The 24,221-nt window shown below is 30.5% G+C and carries 16 protein-coding genes; 10 read left to right on the plus strand and 6 right to left on the minus strand.

All coding sequences use genetic code 4. The features are described from left to right. Nucleotides 1–43 precede the first annotated feature (43 nt). The 5 genes from V3249_RS01920 to V3249_RS01940 are packed head-to-tail and all read right to left on the minus strand — an operon-like array spanning nt 44 to nt 3,674. The gene (locus tag V3249_RS01920) at nt 44–574 is read right to left on the minus strand and encodes an MPN499 family protein (protein WP_337897063.1); all 531 of its coding nucleotides are present in this window, start codon (nt 572–574) and stop codon (nt 44–46) included. Then, nucleotides 567–1,463, minus strand: a complete 897-nt coding sequence (locus V3249_RS01925) for an HAD family hydrolase (protein ID WP_341517643.1) — start codon at nt 1,461–1,463, stop codon at nt 567–569. Before V3249_RS01925 ends, V3249_RS01920 begins: the two co-directional genes overlap by 8 nt. Beyond that, complete coding sequence (locus tag V3249_RS01930) at nt 1,429–2,151, minus strand: L-ribulose-5-phosphate 4-epimerase (protein ID WP_341517644.1); 723 nt, start codon at nt 2,149–2,151, stop codon at nt 1,429–1,431. The genes V3249_RS01925 and V3249_RS01930 overlap by 35 nt, the downstream gene beginning before the upstream one ends. Then, on the minus strand, nt 2,135–3,031 hold the full coding sequence (locus tag V3249_RS01935; RefSeq protein ID WP_341517645.1) for an L-ribulose-5-phosphate 3-epimerase: 897 nt from the start codon (nt 3,029–3,031) through the stop codon (nt 2,135–2,137). Before V3249_RS01935 ends, V3249_RS01930 begins: the two co-directional genes overlap by 17 nt. Further along, nucleotides 3,006–3,674 (minus strand): 3-keto-L-gulonate-6-phosphate decarboxylase UlaD, encoded by a 669-nt coding sequence (locus V3249_RS01940; protein WP_341517646.1) that lies wholly within the window; start codon nt 3,672–3,674, stop codon nt 3,006–3,008. Before V3249_RS01940 ends, V3249_RS01935 begins: the two co-directional genes overlap by 26 nt. 1,271 nt (nt 3,675–4,945) lie before the next feature. Here V3249_RS01940 and V3249_RS01945 point away from each other — a divergent pair. From V3249_RS01945 to V3249_RS01990, 10 genes are all read left to right on the plus strand, one after another. Continuing rightward, complete coding sequence (locus V3249_RS01945; protein ID WP_341517647.1) at nt 4,946–7,756, plus strand: OppA family ABC transporter substrate-binding lipoprotein; 2,811 nt, start codon at nt 4,946–4,948, stop codon at nt 7,754–7,756. Nucleotide 7,757: 1 nt separating this feature from the next. Beyond that, nucleotides 7,758–8,804, plus strand: a complete 1,047-nt coding sequence (locus V3249_RS01950; protein WP_303438229.1) for an ABC transporter permease — start codon at nt 7,758–7,760, stop codon at nt 8,802–8,804. Further along, nucleotides 8,791–9,948 (plus strand): ABC transporter permease, encoded by a 1,158-nt coding sequence (locus V3249_RS01955; protein WP_337897006.1) that lies wholly within the window; start codon nt 8,791–8,793, stop codon nt 9,946–9,948. Before V3249_RS01950 ends, V3249_RS01955 begins: the two co-directional genes overlap by 14 nt. Next, nucleotides 9,948–10,988 carry an ABC transporter ATP-binding protein gene (locus tag V3249_RS01960; RefSeq protein ID WP_318054485.1) on the plus strand — a complete coding sequence of 347 codons (1,041 nt, stop codon included), beginning with the start codon at nt 9,948–9,950 and terminating at the stop codon, nt 10,986–10,988. The genes V3249_RS01955 and V3249_RS01960 overlap by 1 nt, the downstream gene beginning before the upstream one ends. Then, nucleotides 10,988–13,318: an ATP-binding cassette domain-containing protein gene (locus V3249_RS01965; protein WP_341517648.1), complete on the plus strand. Its 2,331-nt coding sequence runs from the start codon at nt 10,988–10,990 to the stop codon at nt 13,316–13,318. The genes V3249_RS01960 and V3249_RS01965 overlap by 1 nt, the downstream gene beginning before the upstream one ends. Nucleotides 13,319–13,789: 471 nt before the next feature. Next, nucleotides 13,790–13,930, plus strand: a complete 141-nt coding sequence (locus V3249_RS01970) for a hypothetical protein (protein ID WP_252263094.1) — start codon at nt 13,790–13,792, stop codon at nt 13,928–13,930. 704 nt (nt 13,931–14,634) lie between these two features. Next, nucleotides 14,635–15,564 (plus strand): 2-oxo acid dehydrogenase subunit E2, encoded by a 930-nt coding sequence (locus tag V3249_RS01975; protein ID WP_337897414.1) that lies wholly within the window; start codon nt 14,635–14,637, stop codon nt 15,562–15,564. Beyond that, nucleotides 15,564–17,408: a dihydrolipoyl dehydrogenase gene (lpdA, locus tag V3249_RS01980; RefSeq protein WP_337902555.1), complete on the plus strand. Its 1,845-nt coding sequence runs from the start codon at nt 15,564–15,566 to the stop codon at nt 17,406–17,408. The genes V3249_RS01975 and lpdA overlap by 1 nt, the downstream gene beginning before the upstream one ends. Nucleotides 17,409–17,786: 378 nt before the next feature. Further along, nucleotides 17,787–20,684 (plus strand): P97 family adhesin, encoded by a 2,898-nt coding sequence (locus V3249_RS01985; protein ID WP_341517649.1) that lies wholly within the window; start codon nt 17,787–17,789, stop codon nt 20,682–20,684. 22 nt (nt 20,685–20,706) lie between these two features. Further along, the gene (locus V3249_RS01990; protein ID WP_341517650.1) at nt 20,707–23,637 is read left to right on the plus strand and encodes a P110/LppT family adhesin N-terminal domain; all 2,931 of its coding nucleotides are present in this window, start codon (nt 20,707–20,709) and stop codon (nt 23,635–23,637) included. A gap of 168 nt (nt 23,638–23,805) precedes the next feature. Here V3249_RS01990 and V3249_RS01995 read toward each other — a convergent pair whose 3' ends face one another. After that, nucleotides 23,806–23,946: a hypothetical protein gene (locus V3249_RS01995; RefSeq protein WP_252263094.1), complete on the minus strand. Its 141-nt coding sequence runs from the start codon at nt 23,944–23,946 to the stop codon at nt 23,806–23,808. Between the last annotated feature and the right edge of the window lie 275 nt (nt 23,947–24,221).

Genomic DNA, 24,221 nt, shown 5'->3' on the forward strand with positions numbered 1-24,221 from the left:
TTTTAGTTTTTTCACTTTGTAAAATGATACCATATTTTTCAATTTATGCTTCATTTTTTACATAAATTTCTTCAAAGCCATTTCGCCTTCAAAAAAACCCTTTGAAAACATCATTATTTTGTAGCTTTGCGGATCTTTCGCGTTGATAAAGAGCTAAATTTGAATAATATTCTTTTGAAAAAAAGGGAATAATTCCGTTATAAATTAGTTTTAATGATTTTTTATCTAAAACTATTTTGCAATTTGGAACAGGAAAAAAAATAAAAATAGCATCATCAGGTTTTTTTAAAACAGCTTTTATATCAAGACGAAAATCAATTTTACGTAATTTCATCAGAATATTAAAATTATAAAAATTATAATCGCTGTTAAAACTAAAGATTAGTTCTTTTTTATAAAAGTCGTTAAATTCGACTAATTCTTCCAAGGTTTTTGCTTTTTTTATAACAAAAGCCGTCATTCTTGGCGAGAAAAGTTTAGTAAAACTAGGAACAAGTCAATATCCATCTGATAAGTGGTTAACTTTTATTTTAATAAATTTTGAAATTTTTTCTCTTAATCGAAAATTAGCCATAATATTTTGAAAAAAAGTTTGCTATTCCTTCGGCATCATTTGAATCTGTTATATAATCAGCATGTTCTTTTACTTCTTCAGATGCTTGGCCCATTGCAATAGCCAGTTTAGTTTGGCCAAACATTGAAATATCATTTTTTGCATCGCCAAAAGATAAAGTCTTATCGAGATTTAGGCCATAATTTTGCTCTAAATAATTTAGTCCTTGACCTTTGTTTGAACCAGAAATCATAATATCAATTACTGAAGATTGCGACTGAACAAAATAAATTCCCTCAACATTTTTAAGTTCGTCCATTGATTTTTCAAAAAGCTCAGGGTTACTATCTCGTTTAATAAGTAAAAATTTTACAACATCAAGGCTAGAAATTTCTTCCTGGGATAGACTTTCATAGTCGTAAAATTCTAAAGGTAATTTTTCAGCTTCAGAAAAACTTTCATTTTCGTTTTTAAGGAAAGAAAATCACGGACATGTTGTTTGTTTTTGACTAAAAGCTAACATATTTTTGGTTGTATAAATCAAGAAAAAGACTTGATTTTTGGCCAGGCTTTTAAAAATTTCTAAAACTTGACTTGAATTAAAAGTTTTACTAAAAACAACAGATTCATTTTTATAGTCATAAATCAGTGAACCATTGCAACTTATTATCGGAAAATCTGGTTTTAGTGCAAAATAATATTTTTTTATAAAATATCAAGGTCTACCCGAGCAAAAAATAATTTTTTTGCCATCTTTTTTTAATTTTTCAATTGTTTCAACAGATTTTTGGCTGATTTGGTGATCAGATTTTAATAAAGTTCCATCGAGATCGAAAACAAAATTTTCGATATTTTTTAATTTTTCTTTAATAGTATTATTGTTTTTGTCCATAATATGCGTTTTTACCATGTTTTCGGTTATAATGTTTTTTTTGTAAAACAATATTAGCCTGACTTTGATCAGGATTTATTTGTTTTGTGTAAAAGGCCATTTTTGCTATTTCTTCAAGAGTCATAGCGAGTTTAACAGCGTCTTCTGCAGATTTATTAGACCAACAAAAAGGCCCGTGTTCTTTTACTAAAACGGCCGGAGTTGCAATAAAATCAATATTATTTTTATTAAAGTGATCAACTATAACAACACCAGTGTTGTGTTCATATTGACCATTAATTTGTTCGTCAGTTAATGAATTTGTGCAAGGAATTGAACCATAAAAATTGTCAGCATGGGTTGTTCCAAGGGCAGGAATTTCTTTGCCAGCTTGGGCTCAGGCCACTGAAAAAGGTGAGTGAGTATGGACAATTGCCTTAATTCGTGGATCTGCTTTATAAAGAAGTGAATGAGTTGGCGTGTCACTTGAAGGATTTAAGTCAGTTTCAAGAACATTATTTTCAAGATCAACAGGAACCATATCTGAATATTTCATTTTTTCATAAGAAATTCCGCTAGGTTTAATTACATAATATGAGCGATCTGAACTTATGGCCGAAACATTTCCTCAAGTGTGAAGCGCTAATTTTGACCTATATAGTAAAAGATTAGCCTCTAAAACTTGTTTTTGTAGTAAAACTAATTCGTCCCTATCTTTGATTTTCATAAGCAATCCTTAAATTTTCAATAAAGAAATCACGTGCTTTTGCGATAATTTGGCTTTGTTTTGCCATATTCTCAGAAAGTGGCAAATTTTGGTCAAAATTTTCTTCTTTGTGCCACATTTCAATTACAAAAGGCACGGCAATTTGCGCTTTTAAAATGTAGCTAAAAGCAGAAACAAAATCGACATCACCTTGGGAAAAATCAAGATTTTTAAAAATTCCAGGGAGAGTATCTTTGAAATGAAAGGCAACAATTTCTGATTTTCCTAGTTTGATTTCTGCTTCTAAATCATTTGAAAAACGGGATAAATTACCTAAATCCGGGTATAAAAGCACGCCTGAGCCAATTTGTTTTTGAAGATAAAGTAGTCTTGAGATTGTTCCGGCAAATTTTGTATCCATTGATTCAAAAGCGATTGTGACACTATATTTTTTTGCTAATTGAACAATTTTTTTCATTGTTTGAATGAAAAAAATCTCAGAATCAGGATGAGGCTGCTCATAATAAATATCATATGCAGCAAGTTGAATAATTCTAATTCCGAGATTTTTTGCCAAAATTAGCGCTTTTTCCATAATTTCAAGTGCTTTTTGGCGAATTTTTTCATCTTTTGCGCCAAAAGGAAATTTTCGGTGCAATGACAAACACAAAGAATTTATATAAAAATCATTTTCAAATAAAGTATCACGAATTTCTTTAATTTGATTTTTAGAAAAATCAAGACGAGCAGCAAATTCATCACTTTCATCAACAGACATTTCAATAAAATCAAATCCGGCTTTTTTTGCCACTTTAATTTTGTCGACAAATGTCAAACGTTTATCAATCGCTTTTTCGTAAATTCCTAAAGGAAAATTAATTTCAGTATTTTTTAAATTCATCCTTAAATTCCTTTGCTTTTTCTTCAGGATTTGCAGCATCACGAATTGAACGGCCGGCAATAAAAATGTAAATTGGAATATCTTTAAATAATTTAATATCCTCAACTTCAACTCCGCCAGTAATTGTAACTTTGAAGCCTAAATCCGCGAGTTTTTTTACAATATCAATATCTTTTTGGGCTCATTTAACTCCGCTAGCTTGCGAATCGCGAGGACGGTGTCAAACAACTTGGGGAACACCTGCATTTTTTCAGTCTTGAACTTGTTCTCAAGTAAAATTATTTGTCATTTCTACTTGAATTTCAAGACTTTTAGCCATTTTTTGACTGTAGTCATGAGAAAGATTGACTAAATCTTTGATTGTCGGAGTTTCTGCTGCACAAATTACAGTTGTAAAATCAGCGCCTGAGTCGAAAAACATTTTTCCAAAAACGTTTCCAGCATCAGCGATCTTACCATCAGCAACAATTATTTTATCAGGAAAATTTTTTCGAAGTTCAGAAATAGCTTTTTTACCTTCAGCAGCTAGTAAAATTGTCCCAACTTCAATAACATCAATATATTCTTCTGCTTTTTTTGCAGACAATATCGCCTCTTCAATAGTTTGATTATCAAGAGCAATTTGTAAAAGTGGTAGCGCCATGTTTTATCCCTTTCCTTATAAATTTATATATAAATTATACATTTTTTTATGATTTTTAGATCATTTTTGGCAAAACAATTGATCGTGATTCAAATTTTTGAAAAATTAGATCATTTTTTTATTAATCATTAAAATATCAAAGTAAAAATCATACCTATTTCAAATATTTGGATCATTAGGAACGCCATCAAACTGCAAACTCAAGAAAGGTAACTATTAAAGCAAAAACACTAAATTTTAAATCTAATACTTATGAATGCAAAATCTGCTTATTAATCAAATAAATCAAACTAAAAAAGCTAAAATTTTAACTTAAAAAGCAAAATTATGAATTTTTAAACTACTTTTTTAGTTTAAAACACTGACAAAAACACAAAAAAATACAACTACTATTTAAACTCAATGTAAATAGAAAACTCATTTTTATTTACATTGAGCCTAAAAAAACATATGAAGTTTTGAAAGAACAATAATTAAAAGCCTTAAATTTGTAGATTTCTAAACGGTCAAATTTAAGGCATCCCATCATATTTAAAAATATAATGGATAATTCGCATTTTCTGATTTTTTTAGCCAAAAAACATAACTAATTCCTCCCTAATTCAATATCCAAATTTATTAATTATTCTTAAGTGATGCTAATTATAACATAATTTTATTTTAGACCAAACATTTTTTTTTTTTTTTGCAAAATCTTAATTTTAAAATAATAAAGATTAAGGTTTTAGTCAAAAAACACGGATTTACGGGTATTTTTGCATATTTATATTCACTAAAAAGTGAATTTTTGGCATCAAATTGCCAAACCCAGGAAAATAATCAATCACGATTTGAATTTTTGAAAAATTAGAGTATTTTTTTATCACTTATCAAAAACGGTGATTAGATTTTTGCCTAAAGCATTTTTTTAAACTAATTTTTTACGGGCAGATTTACTAAACAAATAAAGTCAAAAATTTCATATATATAATTTATATTTATTATATATGTATCTAGATTTTATGCTCAACAAAAAAAATATTTTTTTGTTTGTTTATTTTTAAAAAAAGTGTATAATTTCTAGCAAGGAAAATAATGCAATCAAAAAACTCTATTAAAAAAGCATGAGAAAACAAAATTAACATTATTAATAATTTTAATGTTAAGTTTTCCATTTTCTTTGAAATAGTAGTTTTTGACTCAATTTGTTCATAACATTAAGTTATATAGGATAAAAAAACAAAAACTACTATCAAAAAAGATAGTAGTTTTTGTTTTAAAAAAGGAGGGAAATGAAAAAACTTTTTATCGGTTCAGTACTTAGTGTTTTTAGCACGGCAGTTTTTGTTTCATGCTCAATTCAGCCCGCTTGAGAAAGGCAAGAATGAATTACGACTGTTAATTCTGCCACTTCTGATCCTGGTGCTTTTAAAACTTGAACTAACACTTTTACCTCGCCTACAGTCCCTAGTAGGTATTATACAGCTTCTTATTTAGTCCAAACTGTTTATGAAAATAGTGTTGAGATCAAACAAGACGGAATTAGCGATGAATCAAAAGAAAAACAAGACAAAAGTTTTAATTATTCGATCACAAAGCCAACATATAGTTATGAGTCTTTTGTTAATGCTGGGGCGATTGTAGTTCGAAAAAAAGACGGCAGCGAGTTAGTTTTTGACAGTGATGCTCATGAAAAAGGCTATCTTGAACCTGGTCAGACCACCAATTCGCTTGTTATTAAATTAAAATCAGACCAAAAAAATTCAATTAATTCTGACTTTTTTGTTCAGGCACTTGACGAGGCTGAATCAATTCATTTTTTCTTAAAAAATGACGTAAAATGGGTAGACTATCAAGGCAATCCGACCGAATATACGCTAAAACCTGAAGATTATTACTACGGATTTAAAGCCCAAAGGCTGTCAGATCCACAATACCGGGCAAGTGTTGGCGGAAGCAAAAAAATTGACGAAGAAGCTCAGAAAAAAATTCCTAATTTTGATCCAAAGTCAACATATTTTACAAATACTCTTATTAACTGGTATTTATTAGATCTTTTTGGACTAGATTTGGCTGATTTGGACGATGAAAATAAATATATTGAACAATACAAAGGCAAAAACGCTAATTTTCAAGGACAAAAATCGGTAAGTTTTTACAAAGGAGCTTCAAAAGACAAAGTATTTTTTAACGGATTTTACCAAAAGTCAATACTTGGCGGGATGATTTATCCGGCGCCTTCTGGATTTATCAACAAACGAAACAGTGAAACTCAAACTATAAAAGACGGAAAACCTTCAGGCCGTTTTGGCGAAACTGGCGAAGCCTTGAAATATGGAGCCTACTGGTATGGCGAAGATTTTCGCAAAGATCAACTTTTTGTCTCACCATATACCCAACTTAGTCAGGAAACTCATCGTGAGACTTGAAAAATCAACAAATATTACCCACGAACTGGCTGAAAAGAGCAATTACCTTACATTTTCAACAAAATTACTACTCTTTATTCTAAATATAGCAGTCCTTCGGCTTTTGAAAATGCAAAATTCAACTCTTATCGCGAACAGACACAATTGGCTATCAGCTTTGACACGCTAAATGATTCGATTAAAAATTTAGTCTCAAGTGATCAAGAAACATACGGTTGAAAACTAAAAAAAGCAGAAAGTAAAGATGATTTGCACAAATGGTATTACTCTATACTTGTCCCAGGTTCGCTAAAACAAGAATTTAGACCTGAAGTTGGCGTTGCTTTTGATGAAAAATACTATGGATTTAATGATAATTTTGCAAAATTAAATTTTGGTGCTTCACTTGCTGATATTGCAAAAGGAAATGCCAAAGTTGTTGAAAATCTCATTTCAGGTCCAAGTCTTGAATTTCGGCAAATAATTGCAAATGCCTGAAATTTATACACAACAGCCCAATCAATTTCAAACTCAAGCTTGCCTTGATACAATTTTGTCTCTCCAGATAACAAAATTACCTCAAAGCCAGATTCAAAAACACCCCGCGATTTTTACCAAGAAGCAAATACAATTAAACTCCTTGATCAAACAGGGGAAACATATTATACCAAAACTCCCGAAGATGAGAAGAAAAAAAATTTTGAAAATGTCAATGATGCCACAAAACAATTCCAGGCGCCCCAATTTGAAGTGCTAAAAGCACGCATGAAAGCGTTACTTGATGATTTTTATGTCAAAAATAACATTCCTGCTGACCAAAAAGTTGAATGAACTAACCACAGTTTTTATGTAAATTCTTCCAACAAGCAAATTGCCGCAATAAATAGCGGCGTAAAAGCGATAATGGATCTTGATCCGCGGCTAAAAATTAAGGTAGTTTGGCCAGTGACAGACAGAACTCGCCGTTTAAATTATTTACTAACACGAACTGGCGGGCTTGATTTTGGTGGTTGGCATTATGATTATGACGGAATTGGGACAGTTTTAGATGGTAAAATTCAGCGAAATGGCGTGGGTTATGCAATGCTCTCAGCTATTTATGCAAAAGGTCCGCAGTCAAAAATTGCAAAATCTTACCCACATATTTATCGTTATGCCCTTGCTGTTAAAGATTTTTTTGACAAATTTGCCCAAAAAGGTTACATAAGAGAATTTAAAGACTGAAAAGACGCACCAAATTCACCAGATTTTGGCGCAACTGATCAGCATTTGGCTCCTGATCTTACTTATTTTTTCACTGGTGAGGTCAAAGAAGGTCCTGATCCAAAAGATGCAACTAAAAAAGTTATGAAATACAAGACTTTTGTTGACCAAATTAATGAACAAAAAGACGACAAAAACAAGGTTTCTTTTGATTTTAGTGCCCAGTCAGCAATTTTTAACCTGTCCTACCAAGAAGAAAATTCTGACGAAGAACTGATTAAATTAACCGCGGAATTAACCTCACTTTTAGGATTTGGACTTAATGATCTTTTGAATGTCGCATCTTCAACGCCATATGCATTTTTAGAAAATCCAAATATTTCAATTCCATATGCGAACAATACCTATTCAGAATTTGTTCCGCCAGACATGATTACAATTAAGCCACTCAAAGAAAAATTCCAAAACCTTAATAAAAAAGGAACAAATTAAAATGATATTAAAATATTCTCTCAAACGGTTAGGACTTGCGCTTTTAACTTTTGTGGCAATTTATATTTTAGTTTTTGTTTTACTTGCTAATTTTTCGCCTGATCCTTTTGGTGATGTTATTGATAAAGGCGCAAAAGGAGCTGACCAGGCCAAAAAAATTGCTGATTTACACGCAAAATATTATTTTGACCAGCCGACTTTAACAAGACTAGCTTATTATACGGCCGATATTTTTCAAGGAAACTTTGGTGCCCGTTTTAAAACTGGCGAAGATGGTAAAATTCCTGAATTATTTTTTATGCCACTGCGCTATACAATTTTAGTTTCTTTGCCTTCTTTTTTAATAAGTAGCACTTTAGGACTAGTTCTTGGAACAATTGCCGCTTATCGGCGTGATCGACTTGAAGATGCGGCAATTTCGGGAATTTCAACTTTTTTTGTTGCAATTCCTTCGTTTGTCCTAGCACCTTTTGTTGTTTTAATTGCAATTAAAATTGGACTTCCTTTTGAGTTCAAAGATGCCGAAACCTACGGGAGTCTAACCTCGTTTGCCTCACTTTTGCCACCAATTTTTGTCTTTACGATTACTTCGATTGCTGGCTATGTTTTTTTAGTTCGAAACCAAGTTATTAGTGTTCTGTCTTCTGAATACATTTTGATTGCAAAGGCAAAAGGGCTTTCAAAACTAGACATTTTTTTCAAATATGTCTTAAAAAACGCAGCAATTCCGCTTGTAAGATCATTGATTTTTTCTTATATTATTCTCCTTTCAGGCTCAATTGTCCTCGAGCAATTTTTCCGAATTCCGGGTAGTTCGACTATTTTAGTTAGTGCTGCCTTTGATGGTGAGATTAATATTTCAATGTTTTCAATTATTTTCTTTACCTCACTTTCATTAGTTGTTGATATTATTGGTGATTTAAGTTATGTTTTTATGGATCCGCGAATTTCCTTTGGTCAAGACTCACCAGTAAGTTACTGAGCGCGAATTAAAAATTGAAAAGCACGTAATTATCGACCTGCGGAGGAAAAAAATGCTCGATCCTAAAGAATTTAACCAAAAATATAATCTCAAAGAAAACCAGATAAAACTCCTTAAATTAGCCAGTTTTTCAGAAAAAAACTACCAAGTAACAGGAAAAATTGTTGAACTCTGAAAAGATACAGTCCAAAAATTTTTTAAGTCAAAAATCTCACTTATTTCCACACTTTTATTTCTTAGTGTGCTAATTATTGCCATTTTTACGATAATTTTTAGTCCGTATAGTGTCAATAAGCCAATTTCAAATGCCGATCCTTCGCTTGTCTATGAACAGCTGCCAAGCACTTTAGGGACAATAAAAACAACAATTTCAACCGATATTCTCGAAAAAATCCGGGCAATTGAAGTTGAAAAAAATATTAGCCTAATTCAAGGTTCAACAAAAGAATTATTCCCTAACCGTTGAGAAATTAACGTCAATCCTTATCAAGTTATGAGCGCCCTTGAAAATGGAAAAAATTTTATTTCCCTAGTTGGAACTGACCAATTTGGGCGAGATATTTGACTCAGAACTTGACAAGGAACCCTAAATGCACTTGGAATTTCAGTTCTTATTGCTTTAATTCAATTTTTAATCGGAATTGTGCTAGGAACTTATCTTGGTTATCACATCGGAAGCTGAATTGACAATATTGTTCTTAGAATTATTGACATTTTTGGCGCAATTCCTTGAATTATTATCTTTATTATTTTTATTGCAATTTGAGGACCATATACAATCACAATTATTATTCTTTTGTCCCTTACTGGCTGGACAATTCCAACTTATCAAGCCCGTTCTTATACTGTTATTGTTAAAGACGAAGAATATATTTATGCAGCAAAAGTAATTGGCGCTTCAAAATTCAGACAAATTTATTCACACATTTTGCCAAATATTCTCGGAAAATTACTCTCAACTTTTATTGCAAGTATTTTTTCATCAATTTCAACAATCGCATCGTTAGCTTTCCTTGGGTTTTTACAAGAAGGACCGGAGTCATCAGCAAATTTAGGACTAATTATTAACTCTTCAGTTCCTCTGGCTGACAAAAATCCAATTGCGCTGCTTTTACCTTCAATGGTTTTGGTTGCCTTAGCAGTTACAAGTCGATTTATTGCAAACGGAATTCATGATGCACTTGACCCTCGTGTTGGAGGCAGAAAATAATGGAAAAAAAACGTATTTTAGACGTAAAAAATCTTCGTGTTAGTTTTAAAACCGGCAAAAAACAATATCTTGAAGTGATCAGAGGCATTGATCTTAGCGTCTATTCAGGCCAAATTGTTGCCTTTGTTGGCGAGTCGGGTTCAGGAAAGTCTGTCTGCTCAAGATCACTTTTGGGAATCAATAACTTTGCAAAAACAACTGCGACAAAAATGGAAATTGACGGTGTTGATGTCGCAAATTTTAAAAAAGACTATCAGTGGCGCCAAATTCGCGGTCACAAAATTGGCTATATTCCTCAAGACCCCTTAGTTGCCCTAAATCCAACTCGGACAATTGGCAAACAATTGCTTGATGGTCTTAAAAACGACAAGCGCTTTAAAAATAAACAAGAAAAAATTGACTTTTTAATTAAGTTGCTTGAGTCTTTTGGACTTGAAAATGCCAAAGATCGCTTTTATTCTTATCCGCATACCTTATCTGGCGGAATGAAACAGCGGGTAGTAATTGCAATGGTAGTCGCCGCTCAGCCTTCAATTATTATTGCTGATGAGCCAACTACGGCACTTGATCCAACGGTCCAGTCTTCTGTTTTGGCACTTTTAGATGAAATTCGCCATCAATATAAAGTTTCAATTATTTTTATTTCCCATAATATTTCAATAGTTGCTAAATTTTGTGACTATATTTATGTAATGTATGCTGGCCGTGTTGTTGAAAAAGGAACTCGCCAAGATATTTTTACAAACCCAAAACACCCTTATACCTGAGCGCTAATTTCGGCAATTCCTGAGGGTTCAAAAAAAGAAGAACTCTATACAATTAGTGGGAGTCCGCCCGATTTAAGACACCTAACAGCCGGAGATCCTTTTGCCCCAAGAAATGAATATGCTTTGCAACTTGATTTTGAAAAAGAGCCACCACTTATTAAAATTTCTGAAAGCCACTATGCCGCCACTTGACTTTTACATCCGTCTGCGCCAAAAGTTGAACTAAATCCTGAATTAAAAATGAGAATAAAATTATTTAAAGAAGTATTATAATGGAAATTGCATTACAGACAAAAAAATTAGAAAAATATTTTATAAACAAATTTGCAACCGTCAAAGCTGTTGATGGAATTAATTTATTGTTAAAAAAAGGCCAGATTTTAGGCATAATTGGCGAGTCAGGTTCAGGAAAAACCACAATTGGTCGCTGTCTTGTTCGTCTTTATGAAAACTTTGGTGGTCAAGTTCAACTTTTGGGTCAAATTATTTCCGGTAAAAAACTCTCACGCAAACAAAACCTGTTTTTACGAAAAAACATGCAAATGATTTTTCAAGACCCTTTTTCTTCACTTAATAAGCAAAAAAATATTTACTCAATTTTAAAAGAAACACTCGTAATTAACGGCATAATTAAATCCAAAATGCAAGATATTTTTCTTGACTGAAATGATTTAATTTTTCACTTCAAGCGAACTCTTGAAAAAAAATACCTTGAAATTGAACTTTTAATGCTTCAAGGCCAAAATCACGAAATGGAGCAATTTTTTGCCCACTGACAAGAGCAAATTAAAATAATTGAAGATGAACTTGAGAAATTTAGTCCAGAAAGTGGCAATCAAAATTTAAATAACGAATTTTTTGGCCAATATTTACTTTATTTTGAGCGCAAACAAAAACTTTTGGCAAGTATTTATAATTTAGCTTATGAAAATGTGGCCAAATTACACGATTATTTTTACGTAATTCAAAAAATTTACCGTAAAAAAGAGCAGGCAAAAGTTGAGGCCGAATATCGTCAGGCACTAAAAGATGTCGAAGACCTAAGATCACTAATTAAAGCCCAAAAGTCATTTTTCAAAAAAACACTCAATGAATCAGGGATTAATTTAAAAAAACAAGCAAGTCAAGAACTATTTAAATTCACAAATCAAAACAATTTAGTCTCATCTTATATTGCCGAATTTTTCTATGAGTACAAAATTGCAAATAATAACGCTTTAACTTCAAGGGATTTGGAAAAATATTCTTTTTATAAAAAACAGGCAATAATTAACCGTCAAATTAGTAAATTTTTAGGCCATCACAGTCGAAAAATCTGAGAAAAAAATTTATTTTCCTTTTTGGAAATCAGCCAAATTGAGCAAATCATTGAAATTCTTAATAATTTCAAAAAAACGATGTCTGAAAATTATAAAAATGTAATTTTTGACAAAACTAATGCCAAAAATTACATTAGCACAAAACAATTTGGTGCTAAAATTTCTGAACATCTTTTGAAACTTGAATTAAACAGTTTCCTTGAAAGTGCAAAGAAAAACAAGCAAATTTTTGCTCAAAAAGTCAACTTTAGAACAAAATATCTCCAATTTAAAAATATTTACACTGTTAATAAACAAAGAACAAATTCTGACACTGAAAATATTGAAAAACTTGCAAAATTAGAAGAAATTTTGGCAAAAAAACAAGTCGAATATGATACAATTAAAAACGAATTTATTCAAAATTACAACAACTGACTTAGCGAGCAAATCAAAGAAATAAACTTTCAAAAACAGGCTCAGACTGATTTTTTTAGCAAAATTTCGCTCTTAGAGAAAAAAGTTCTTGCAATTCACCAAAAATTTATTGCAAAAATTAAGTCTACCGCCGAATTCAGCGACCAAATTCGAAACATAGACAACCGTTTTAACGAAAAAATTGCCATAATCAAGACGCTTAATGTTGAAAAAATCAACATTAGGAATGTTTATAAAAACATTCAACTTTTTTATGGAATCAAAAAACCGCCTACATTTTTCTTACTAAAGCGGTCAATTAAGAAATTTATACTGAGCGAACTAATTTATGAAGCACTTGAAAATGTTGGACTTTTGCGTTCATTTGCCTACCGTTATCCGCACGAGTTTTCGGGCGGTCAGCGTCAGAGGATTGCAATTGCTCGGGCTTTAATTGTTGAGCCAAAAGTTATAATTGCCGATGAGCCAATTGCTTCGCTTGATATTTCAATTCAGGCACAAATTATTAACTTGTTAAAAAAATTAGTTAAAGAAAAAAATCTTTCCTTAATTTTTATTGCCCACGATCTTTCTGTTGTTGAATATCTTGCTGATGAAGTTTTAATTATGCATGCTGGCAAAATTGTCGAAAAAGGTAAAACTGACGAAATTTTCCAAAATCCAACTCATCCTTATACAATTAATTTATTAAATTCAATCCCGAAAATTTCAAACGCCCACATTCCATTTAGCCCAATTTTATTTAATAATATTTACCTTGAAGAACAAAAATTTCCTAATGTTATTAAAGAATTAAAGCTAAGTCAAAACCATTTTGTCTATGGCACAAAAAAACAACTTGATTCTTGAACTTTGAAAAAAAGTTAAAACTAACCAAAAATAAGTGATTTTTAGTCTAAAAATTTAAAATTTAGACTTTGGCAATATTATTTTTGATCCTTTAGACTTAAAAAAGTCCGTGACCGTGGATTTACTAGCGATGCTTTGGACAAATCTTCAAGGAATTCAACATTCACAAAAAAGCAGCCTTAAATAAACTTTAAAAAACAGATTAATTACCCCTTGAGTTTTAACCAAGGGGATTTTTATTATTTTAAAATTAACCCTTTGAAAAAAAAAAAAAAAATGTTTGGTCTAAGAAAAAATCCCGAGTTTCCCAGTTTTAAGACAAAAATTCACTTTTTAGTGAATATAAATATGAAGAAACACCCGTAAATCGGTGTTTTTTTAATGTAAAACCTTAATTTTATAAGTAGCATTTGGTAGCATTTTAAGTAATTTTATGGTATAATTATAAATTATGAAAAAACAAAAATTAACTAAGTTGGTTTAGTATCGATGTTGCAAAAATTAAGACAAAGGGTTGAATTTAACACTTTAGATCAGCAAATTATATTTAAAAAACACGATGGTGTCCCTAGCGATCCAAACATTTGAAATAGATATGATTTTTACTTTGATATCTTAATAAATCACTAATAAAATTGTAACCAACTTTTACCAAAAAACTTAAAAAAGTCCCTAAAACCGGATACTTTTTTAAAATTACCTTATGAAACTGGGAAACTCGGGAAAAAAAATGTTTGGTCTAAGAAAAAATTGTGTTATAATAAATAACATTAAGAATGAATTAATAAATTGATATTGAATTAGGGAGGATTTGATTATGTTTTTAGTTTGAAAAAATTAAATATTGCGAATTTTCCATCATATTTTTAAATATGATGCAATGCCTTAAATTTGATCGTTTAGAAATCTACAAATTTATGGCTTTTTCTTTTGGCTCTTTCAAAACTTCACATATTTTTTTAGGCTCAATTTAAATAAAAAGAGTTTTCTATTTGCATTGAGTTTAAATAGTAGTTGTATTTTTTATGGTTTTTGTCAGTGTATCCATAAATTGATTTTTTGCAGTGTTTTAGCTAAAAAAGTAGTTTAAAAATTTCATAATTTTGCTTTTTAAGGTAAAACTAACCAAAAATAAGTGATTTTTAGTCTAAAAATTTAAAATACTAAACTTTTTTGTTAATAAAAAACTTTCATGCTGGAAAATTTGAAAAAATTCTTTTTTTTGCCAATTTTTAATGTATAATTAATTGTTGTATTTTTAATTAAGTATCTTTATTTTTTTATCTAGACAACCCGAAAATCTTTATATTTTAAATTATTAGTTTGGAAATTATATGTCAAAAATTTTAGCAACCCCAAAAGCAAGAGCGATGGCTAAGCAAGCAAATATCGATCTTGCTGACCTTAAAATTGAAGGACGAAAAATTGAGTCATCCGATGTTGAGAATTATCTAAATTCTCTAAAATCTTCGCCTGCTCCTACAGTCGAAGCTCCAAAAGTTGAGGCTCCTACTCCAAAAACCCAACCAGCCTCAACAACCACGGTAAGTTCAACATCAAAACTAGATGGAAGACGCGAAAAAATTGCTCCAATCCGTAAAGCGATTGCAAGAGCAATGACAAATTCATGAAATTCTGTTGCTTACGTTAATTTAGTAAACCAAATTGACGTAACAGATCTTTGAAAACTTCGTAAATCTGTTTTAGAATCAGTGCAAAAAACAACTGGGATAAAACTAACATTTTTAGCTTTTATTGCAAAAGCCATTTTAATTGCACTTAGTGAATTCCCAATTATTGCTGCAAAATACGATGAAGCTGCAAATGAAATTGTCTATCCTGATACTATAAACTTAGGTTTGGCCGTTGATACTGAAGCTGGTCTTATGGTTCCAGTAATAAAAAATGCCCAAACTCTTTCAATCGTTGAAATTGCCAGCGAAATTGTTAGACTAGCCAAAGCAGCTCGTGAGCGTAAAATCAAACCAAGTGAAATGCAAGGCGGATCATTCACTATTACTAATTATGGATCTGTTGGTTCTCTTTATGGTGTTCCGGTAATTAATTATCCAGAATTAGCTATTGCTGGAGTTGGTGCAATTATTGATTCTGCCGAAGTTAAAGACGGACAAATTGTTGCAGCCAAAATTATGCATTTAACAGTTGCAGCCGATCACCGTTGAATTGATGGAGCTACAATTGGTCGTTTTGCCGCAAGAGTTAAAGAATTATTAGAAAAACCAGAAATTTTAGGAATTTTATAATGTATAAATTTAAATTTGCTGACATTGGAGAAGGACTCCATGAAGGAGTAGTCGCCCAAATTTACAAAAAAGAAGGCGACCAAGTTAATGAAGGTGATTCGTTGTTTTCAGTTGAAACTGACAAAATTACCGCTGACATACCTTCGCCAAAATCCGGAAAAATTGTTAAAGTTTTAATGGCTGAAGGTGACACAATTCACGTTGGTCAAGAAATTTATTATATTGATGATGGATCAGGTGATAGCGATGTTGCCGAAGTTAAAGAAGTTAAAACTGAAGAGAAAAAGGAAGAAGAAGCAAGTGGAGCAAGTGTTGTTGGTGAAGTAAAAGTAAGCAATGATCTTTTAAGTTTTGATTTTGGTCCAAAAAAATCAACACCAAAACCAGCTAAAGCTCCTGCCCCAAAAGCTGAAAAAGCACCTGAAAAACCTACCTCTTCTGTAAATACTGGCAAAGTTTACCAAGGTAAAATTGACCAAGAATTTGATGTAATTGTTATCGGTTCAGGGCCTGGTGGTTATCTTGCAGCTGCCGAGGCTGGAAAAAGTGGTTTATCAACCTTAATTGTTGAAAAAGAATATTGAGGTGGTGTTTGTTTAAATGTTGGCTGCATTCCAACAAAAGCAATGTTAAAAACTGCCGAAGTTCTTGATTATGTAACTCACTTTAGTGACTATGGTCTTGAAGGAAAAACTGATGTAAAAATTTCCTGAGAGAAAATGCACCAACGAAAAACTGAAGTTGTTAACAAATTAGTTGGCGGAGTTAAGGCAATTGTAAAATCTGCAAGAGCTACAAGCATTTTTGGCGAAGCCAAATTCCTAGGTGCGCACGAAATTTCAGTTGAAGATAAAGTTTATCGTGGAAAACATATTATTCTTGCAACTGGATCACGTGACCGTAAATTGAATTTACCTGGTTTTGAACAAGGTTACCAATCTGGAAAAATTTTAACTTCAAAAGAAGCAATTAATCTTGAAGAAAAAATTAGTTCAATTGTAATAATTGGTGGCGGTGTTATTGGTGTTGAATTTGCCCAAATTTTTGTCGCTGCTGGAGTTAAGGTAACAATTTTACAAAATCTTCCAAGACTTTTAGCAAACCTTGATGGCGAAATTTCACAAATTATTACAAAAAACTTAACTGACCGTGGTGTTAATGTTGTCTTAAATTCTAATATTATTAGCTATGAAAATGATAGTATTATTTACGAACTTGACGGAAAAAGACAACAAATTAGTGCTGATAAAATTTTAGTAAGCATCGGTCGTGAGCCAAATTCTGAAGGTCTTAGCGAAGTTGGAGTTGAACTTGATGCTCGCAAAAGTGTTATCGTTGATGATCAATGCAGAACAAATGTTGACGGAGTTTATGCAATTGGTGATCTTAGTGCAAAAGCAATGCTAGCCCATGTTGCTTACCGTCACGCCGTTGTTGCAGTAAGTACAATAACTGGAAAAGGTGAAAAATATAACGATAAAACCGTTCCAGCTTGCGTTTATACTCATCCCGAAATTGCTTCAGTTGGTCTAACTGAAGAACAAGCAAAAGAGCAAGGTTATGATTTTGTTGTTGGAAAAGCTAGTTTTGCTCACATTGGAAAAGCAATTGCTGCCGGAGATGCCCACGGATTTGCTAAATTAATTGTTGATAAAAAATATGGCGAAATTCTTGGTGCTCACTTTATCGGTCCAGTAGCTACTGATATGATTTCAGAAATTGTCGTTTCAATGGATGCTGAGGTAACAATTCATGAACTTGCAGCAGCAATTCACCCACACCCTACTTATAGCGAAGTAATTTGAGAAGCAGCCCGTGCTGCACAAGCAAAACTAAAAAGATAAAATCAAAATTAGTCAACTCAATTGATTTCTTCAAAACATTTAAAAAAGGGAAATTATTCATTTAATTTCCCTTTTTTTTGAATTAATGCAAAAAACTAAAAATTTTAAGCCGTTTTGATTTTTGTTTATCTTTTTATTGTTGCTTTTTTGTAAATTTGTCCAAATTCTTGTGCAAAATGCAAAATTTTAATTTTTAACCTTTAGACTGTCAATTTTGATGTATTTAAATTTGTCTTTAAGTCTAAATTTGTATTGCTTCATTCTGATAGAATTTTTTTTGAATATTCTGGAATAAATATACTATTTTACAAAATCTCTTTGTTTTTTTTTTTTTTTTTGCTAGAATTTTTTATAGAATACTTAGGAGGAAGTGTGTCGATGAGTACAATCACTAAAAAACTACTAACTAAAAAAAATATTTTTCTTTTAGGGCTAAGTACTATTGCTGGTGGAGCAATTATTGCCGTTCCGCTAGTTGTTTTTGCAAATTTAGAACTAAAAAACCCGCGAATTGATGTGCAAAACCAAGCAAAATCAATTTCTTTCATTAGTATAAAGGATAAATATTTAAATGCTAATTCAGACTATTTAGATCTAAAAAAGAAACTTTTGAACGACGATAATACCAAAAAAACTGACATTGATTTAACAGATTTTTTTGATTTTTACCAGACAAATAACTCTAGCATTCCCGTTAATTTTTCAACCGATCATAATTGAAAACCTTTCAAACTGGAAATTTTTGATATCAAACCTGATGATAATGAGCAAACATTCGAAGTTTACTGGCGAGTTTCACAAAAATTAGCCGATGGTAAAACAGCAACTTCTGACTTATTTAAACAAAAAGTTGCTTATAATTATGTTCCAGATTATTCGCTTTCTAATTTTTCAACTTATTCAGAAGACCAACTCAAAAAATTAAGACCTTACACAAATAGTGAGGTTAATTTTTCTTTTAAAAAAGAATTGACAAAGCTAATTTCAGTTGAAGATTTTCAAAAAGAAGTTAATAGCGCAAAAAATGACACTGAAGCTAGAGAAATTATTAACAAATACTTTAACCTTGATGAGACAATTTCACAAATTTTTAGCAATAAAAGTTTTTACTTTGAATCTGAAAGTGGTATTCAAAAGCCTCGCTATGATATAAATTTGGTAAAAGATCAAATTATAACTGATCGATATTTAGTAAAAACAGCAATGCCTGGGATTTATAAATTGACCTTTGTTGCCCAGTTTTCTTCTGATTTTTCAAAGGAAATTGCCGCTGATTTTAACAAGGATTCCAAATTTTTCGTTACTACTCAACTCGATTTAAGTAATTCTTTCCTTGATAATTCAATTAGTGATGATATTGTTTTAAGCGAATTTTCTGACAGTGATTATTTTGCAATAAATAATTTTAGCCAAAATAATTCAACTTTAATTACAGGGTGAGATTTTCTAAATTACTATAATAATGAAATTTTTGCAACCAAAGAAAAACGCGCTGATTTTCTTAATTCACTTATTGAAAAAATTGTAAAAACACCACTAATATCAAAAATTAGATTCCAAAATAACCTAGCAAATTTAAATTTTAACCAAATTTCAAAATTTTTAGATCTTCAAATAAAACTAGATACTGAACAAGTTAATTTAGATTTTAAAGATAACAGTGTTGTTGCACAAATTAATGGCGATATTGTTGTAAAAGATAAGAGAAACGATAAAATTGTTGCTACAAAAAAATTTTCACAAAGTATTAAAAATTTTGAAATATTAGCTCAAAATGATCCTGATTTTGCGACTTCAGTTAATAAAAGCAGTTTGACTATTGAACCAAAAGTCCAAGAATTTGTTAGAAAAGAAAATCAACAAGGAATTCCAAAAGAGGAATTATTAGCACTAATTGAGTCAAATAATTTTGATAAATTAAAGAAAGTTCTTCAAAATTCTCGCTATTATGGCTTTAGATTTGATGAAAGTCAACTAAAATCAATGGTTGATAGTTATAATTTACCAACTGTTGAAGATTTAGTTAAAAATTCAAATGTTGATGATGCAGCTTCTAAAGGAATAACATCGATTTTTTCTAATTATTTTAATAGTGATGAGAAAATTTCACAATTTTTGTCATTTTTATCAAAACAAGACATTAGTTTTGTCGCAAAATATTGGTTTGATTATCTTAAACATTTTAAATTAATAGAAGATAAAGCAAACTGACCAGAAAATTCTAATAGTAATGAATTATTTAAAAAATTAAGTGAAATTAAAATTAAGCCTACAAAACAACCGCGTGGTCAAATTGGTGATGAAGCTGGTGACCCAACAGTTTGACTTTTTTCATTTAACTATGGTTTTTTAGATTTAAATAAACCCCTTGAAAATGGTTTTTATATTAGTAATGAGCTTAAAAATACTCTTAATTTGATGAAAACAAATTCATCTTTTAGTCCTGAATATTTTATAAAACAGATTGAATTACAATCAAATAAAATCACTAAACCTGATTTTTCAAGCACAGAAAATAAAAATAATATTGAAAATCTTACCGATTTTCTTGCAGCTTTTTATTCATTAGCTTATTCAAAACAAAAGAGCCAAAAACTTTTTACAGGTAATTTTGGTAAGGATTTTAATTATAAAATTCAATTTAGTCTGGAACCTAATTTAACAAATGTTGATGCTTTAGAAAAATCAAAAACTGAAAATTTAAAAGTAAAATATTGATACAATATTGGTCCAGTTGATAAAAACGGTGATCTAGTTAGCGTTATTTATCAAACAAAAAAATCAGAAATTGAACTAAAAATCAACCCTGATAATAAACTTTTAAGTGATGAAGTTGATAAATTAGATGAAATTGTCTCAACTTTTTCACCAAATTCGCAAATTGTTTTCTTAACCAAGAAAGATTTTGAGGATTTTGAATCTCAAATCAAAGTTGCCATCTCAAAATCAAAGGAAAACGAGCCAGTATCTGTTGATAAACAAGTCGAAAAACTGCCTTTTAGTAGTTATTTAACCTTTGAACACAAAGATATAGATTTAGGCTTTTATGCAATAAAAAAAGCAAAACCGAGTCAAACAACAGGCACAGTAGAAACATCAATGCAAACTAACGACGTTGATACTACCGGTATACTTGAGAAAATTACTAACCCGGCTAGCCCAGTTCAACACAATTTATTTTTATATCTTTATGATAAAAAAAATCCTAAAAATTTCTCAAGTCAGCCTATCCGCGTTATTATCATGGAGCATACAAGCTCTCTATTATTAAAATAATAAGCTTATAAAGGGAATTATTATGAAAAAACTTAAATTAAATCATATAATTTTTGCAATTATTGGAGTTAGCTCGGTCGTTAGTATTTCTGCCAGTGTTCCGTATTTAATCTCCTTACAGTCAAAAAATTATAATTCAAAATTATCGGAATTTGACGAAAAACTAGCTAATGCTACAAATCTAAATGTTAATTCCGAATTTAACACTACTGAATTTGATAGCTTAGTTGCTAATTTAAAACTAAAGTCAAAATTTGCTAAAAAATTAAGTGCTTCTGATGCGCTAAATTTGCATTTTGATACTGCATATAATTTTGACTTAAATAATGCAATTGATTTTAGCCAAATTAGTCAAAAATATCCAGATTTCAATTTCAGATTGGTTGTTCCAAAGAGCCAATCAGAAGTAAAAATTGAGTCAAATAAAATAAAAAACCTTGCCGTTAATATTTCAAATTCGAGTAAAAGTATAAATTATACAGCAAGTTTTGACTTAGATTTTTCAGATCAAGATAAATCCTTGAATTTTTCAGCCCAAAATTTAAGCGCATCAATTAGTCTTCTAAATCAACAATTTTTAGAAGGAAAAACTGCGACCGAAATTGCAATTTTGTTTTATAATGAATTTAAGGAAAATTTTGAAAAAACAAAAAATTCAAGTTCAGCACTGTTTGCAACATTTTCTAAATTTGGTGGAATTTCTTTTAGTATAAATTCTGAACCGGTTTTTGTTTTTCCTTCCAATTTTGAAATAAAACCTGAATTGCAACAAGAAAAATTAAATTTTACAAATATTGATGATGTTAATAATAAAATTGACTTAGCATTAAGTTTAGTTGATAAAAAAACACAAAAAAGTAGCAAATTAACACTTAACTTTGTCGATATACCTAAGAAAACCGACCAAAAAAAATCTTCTGAATTATTAAAAATTTTTAAAAAAAATTATAAATTTAACTCAGCAATTTCTAAACATTTAGCACAAAATAAGCTTAGTGTATCAGAATATTTTGCCCAAAACCCTCAAAATTTAGATCTTGAACAGTTTAATTCTTGATTTACTTCAAATTCAAATGAAAATGAAAATGAAACATTTCTAGAAGATATTAAAGATTTAATCCCTAATTTTAGCCCAAAAAGTATCACTTTTTCAGTAAAAGAAAACAAAAATGACCCTAAAAATTCTAATATTGTCAATGTTGGACTAAATATTGAAGGTAATTTTAGTGATGAAACATTACTTCCTTTAGGTCTAAAACTTGGCGAAAATAATACCTATACTTTCAATTTTGAACTAGAATTTGATGCAAACGAGGAAATTTATGGCGCATATTTTAAAAACGCAATCGAGAGTTTTGACCAACAAGGATCACAAGATATTGACAATTTAAGCTTTGAAATCAAGAAAAATTTGCCAATTACAGTTTTTGCTTCAACAATTGATGATAAAATCAGACCTTTTTTAAATAGAACTTACGATATAAAAGATATAACAACCCAGCTAGCCCCTTTTTTCGATGCTCTTAATTTTTTTGCAACAAAAAGTAACAAAATTACTCAAACCCCAATAGTTTCAAACACTGAACAGGACGCTGAACAGAGAACTGAACAGACCACTGATAGCTCAGATGCTTCTACAACTGTTGATACAAATGTTAGTGCTTTACCGACCTTATTCCAAGATACAGAAGAATCAACTCCTGCCCCTTCTCCAACCCCTCACGCTTCTTCAAGTGAAGAGTCAACTACTCCAACTCCAACTCCAGCTCCAAATACAACTACCCCTCCAAGTGATCAATCTTTAGGTGATTACCTAAGAAAACTTCTTGGAAATCTTGAAAAATCTAATCTTCCTGAGGGCACTTCTATTTCTATTTCTGCAAATCATCAAGATGAAACCTATGAAATAAATCTTAAGATTAAAACTCCTAATGGAATTGAAAGAAATTTAACAGTTGAAGTTGATGATGTAAATAAAGATAATAAACTTTATAAATCTTTTTCTGATACCGTAAAAACACACCTATTTTTAGATTGAAAAACTAATATTGAAACAGAAGAACAATATTTAGAAGATGGCCAAAAACAGCAAGTTTTAAAATCAATTTCAGCTGTTAATAATCCAAATTTAAGGTTTAATGCAAACGAAGCGCCTTCAAAAATATCAAAAGAAAAAGTACATATAGATGAACAGGAACAAGGCATTTATCTAGCTGAAGGTGGCATTTCCTTGCACAAAACTGTAAATAACAATACAGATCTAAAATTAAAAGACGGCGTTTCCTTCCTTTATGCTTTTAAACCAAAAAAATTGCCTAAGATAGATTTACTCCAATATTTTTTACTAAAAACAGGTGAAGAAGAAAAAGATTTTAACTTAGTTATTGAAAAGCAATATAAAGTGGACGATGTTTTTAAAATTGGTGCTGATTTTGTCCCTAAGCCGCCGGCTAAATTTCTTCGTGAGAATAGTGATGGATTTCTAACAACCGATAAAGAAGGATTTCAATCAACATATAATGGTGAAATTATAGTTGCAATTCATAAGAGTACTATGAAAACTGTAATAGGAATCAACCCAAAAAATCCTCACAATGATTTTCATGATTTTCTTAATAATTCTAGATCCACTATTATTTTAGGCGTGGATGTTCAAAAAAAATCTAATAATAAATCAGTTATGAACATTAAGTTTTATTCTACCGAATCTGATGATGCTAAAAAACCGATTTTTACCTGAAGCCGCGATATACCAGAAGGTGCAAAATTAAATTTTGAAAAAGGTTTTACTTTTGGAACTACCAAATCACAACTTCAAGAACAAATTGACAAACTACCTTGAGGAAGATCTGAAACTGGAATCACCTTTAAAGGTTTTGTTTTATTTGACACGCCTCAAACTGAAGAAGAATATAATAAACTTTTTGAAAAATTTAGATCCGAATATGTCTAATCACAAATTTTAATTATAAAAAAGCCTCGTTTTTACGAGGCTTTTTTATAATTATGCAACAAAAATTAAGGCCTACCCGAGTTTCCCAGTTTCATAAGGTAATTTTAAAAAAGTATCCGGTTTTAGGGACTTTTTTAAGTTTTTTGGTAAAAGTTGGTTACAATTTTATTAGTGATTTATTAAGATATCAAAGTAAAAATCATATCTATTTCAAATGTTTGGATCGCTAGGGACACCATCGTGTTTTTTAAATATAATTTGCTGATCTAAAGTGTTAAATTCAACCCTTTGTCTTAATTTTTGCAACATCGATACTAAACCAACTTAGTTAATTTTTGTTTTTTCATAATTTATAATTATACCATAAAATTACTTAAAATGCTACCAAATGCTACTTATAAAATTAAGGTTTTACATTAAAAAAACACCGATTTACGGGTGTTTCTTCATATTTATATTCACTAAAAAGTGAATTTTTGTCTTAAAACTGGGAAACTCGGGAAAATTAAGGCCTAGAACTAAATGAATTAACAGAAAAATTAACAAAAGTTGAACAATCAAAAATCATAGATAAAAATTAATGT

Source organism: Mesomycoplasma ovipneumoniae, assembly GCF_038095995.1.
GTDB lineage: Bacteria > Bacillota_I > Bacilli_A > Mycoplasmatales > Metamycoplasmataceae > Mesomycoplasma > Mesomycoplasma ovipneumoniae_F.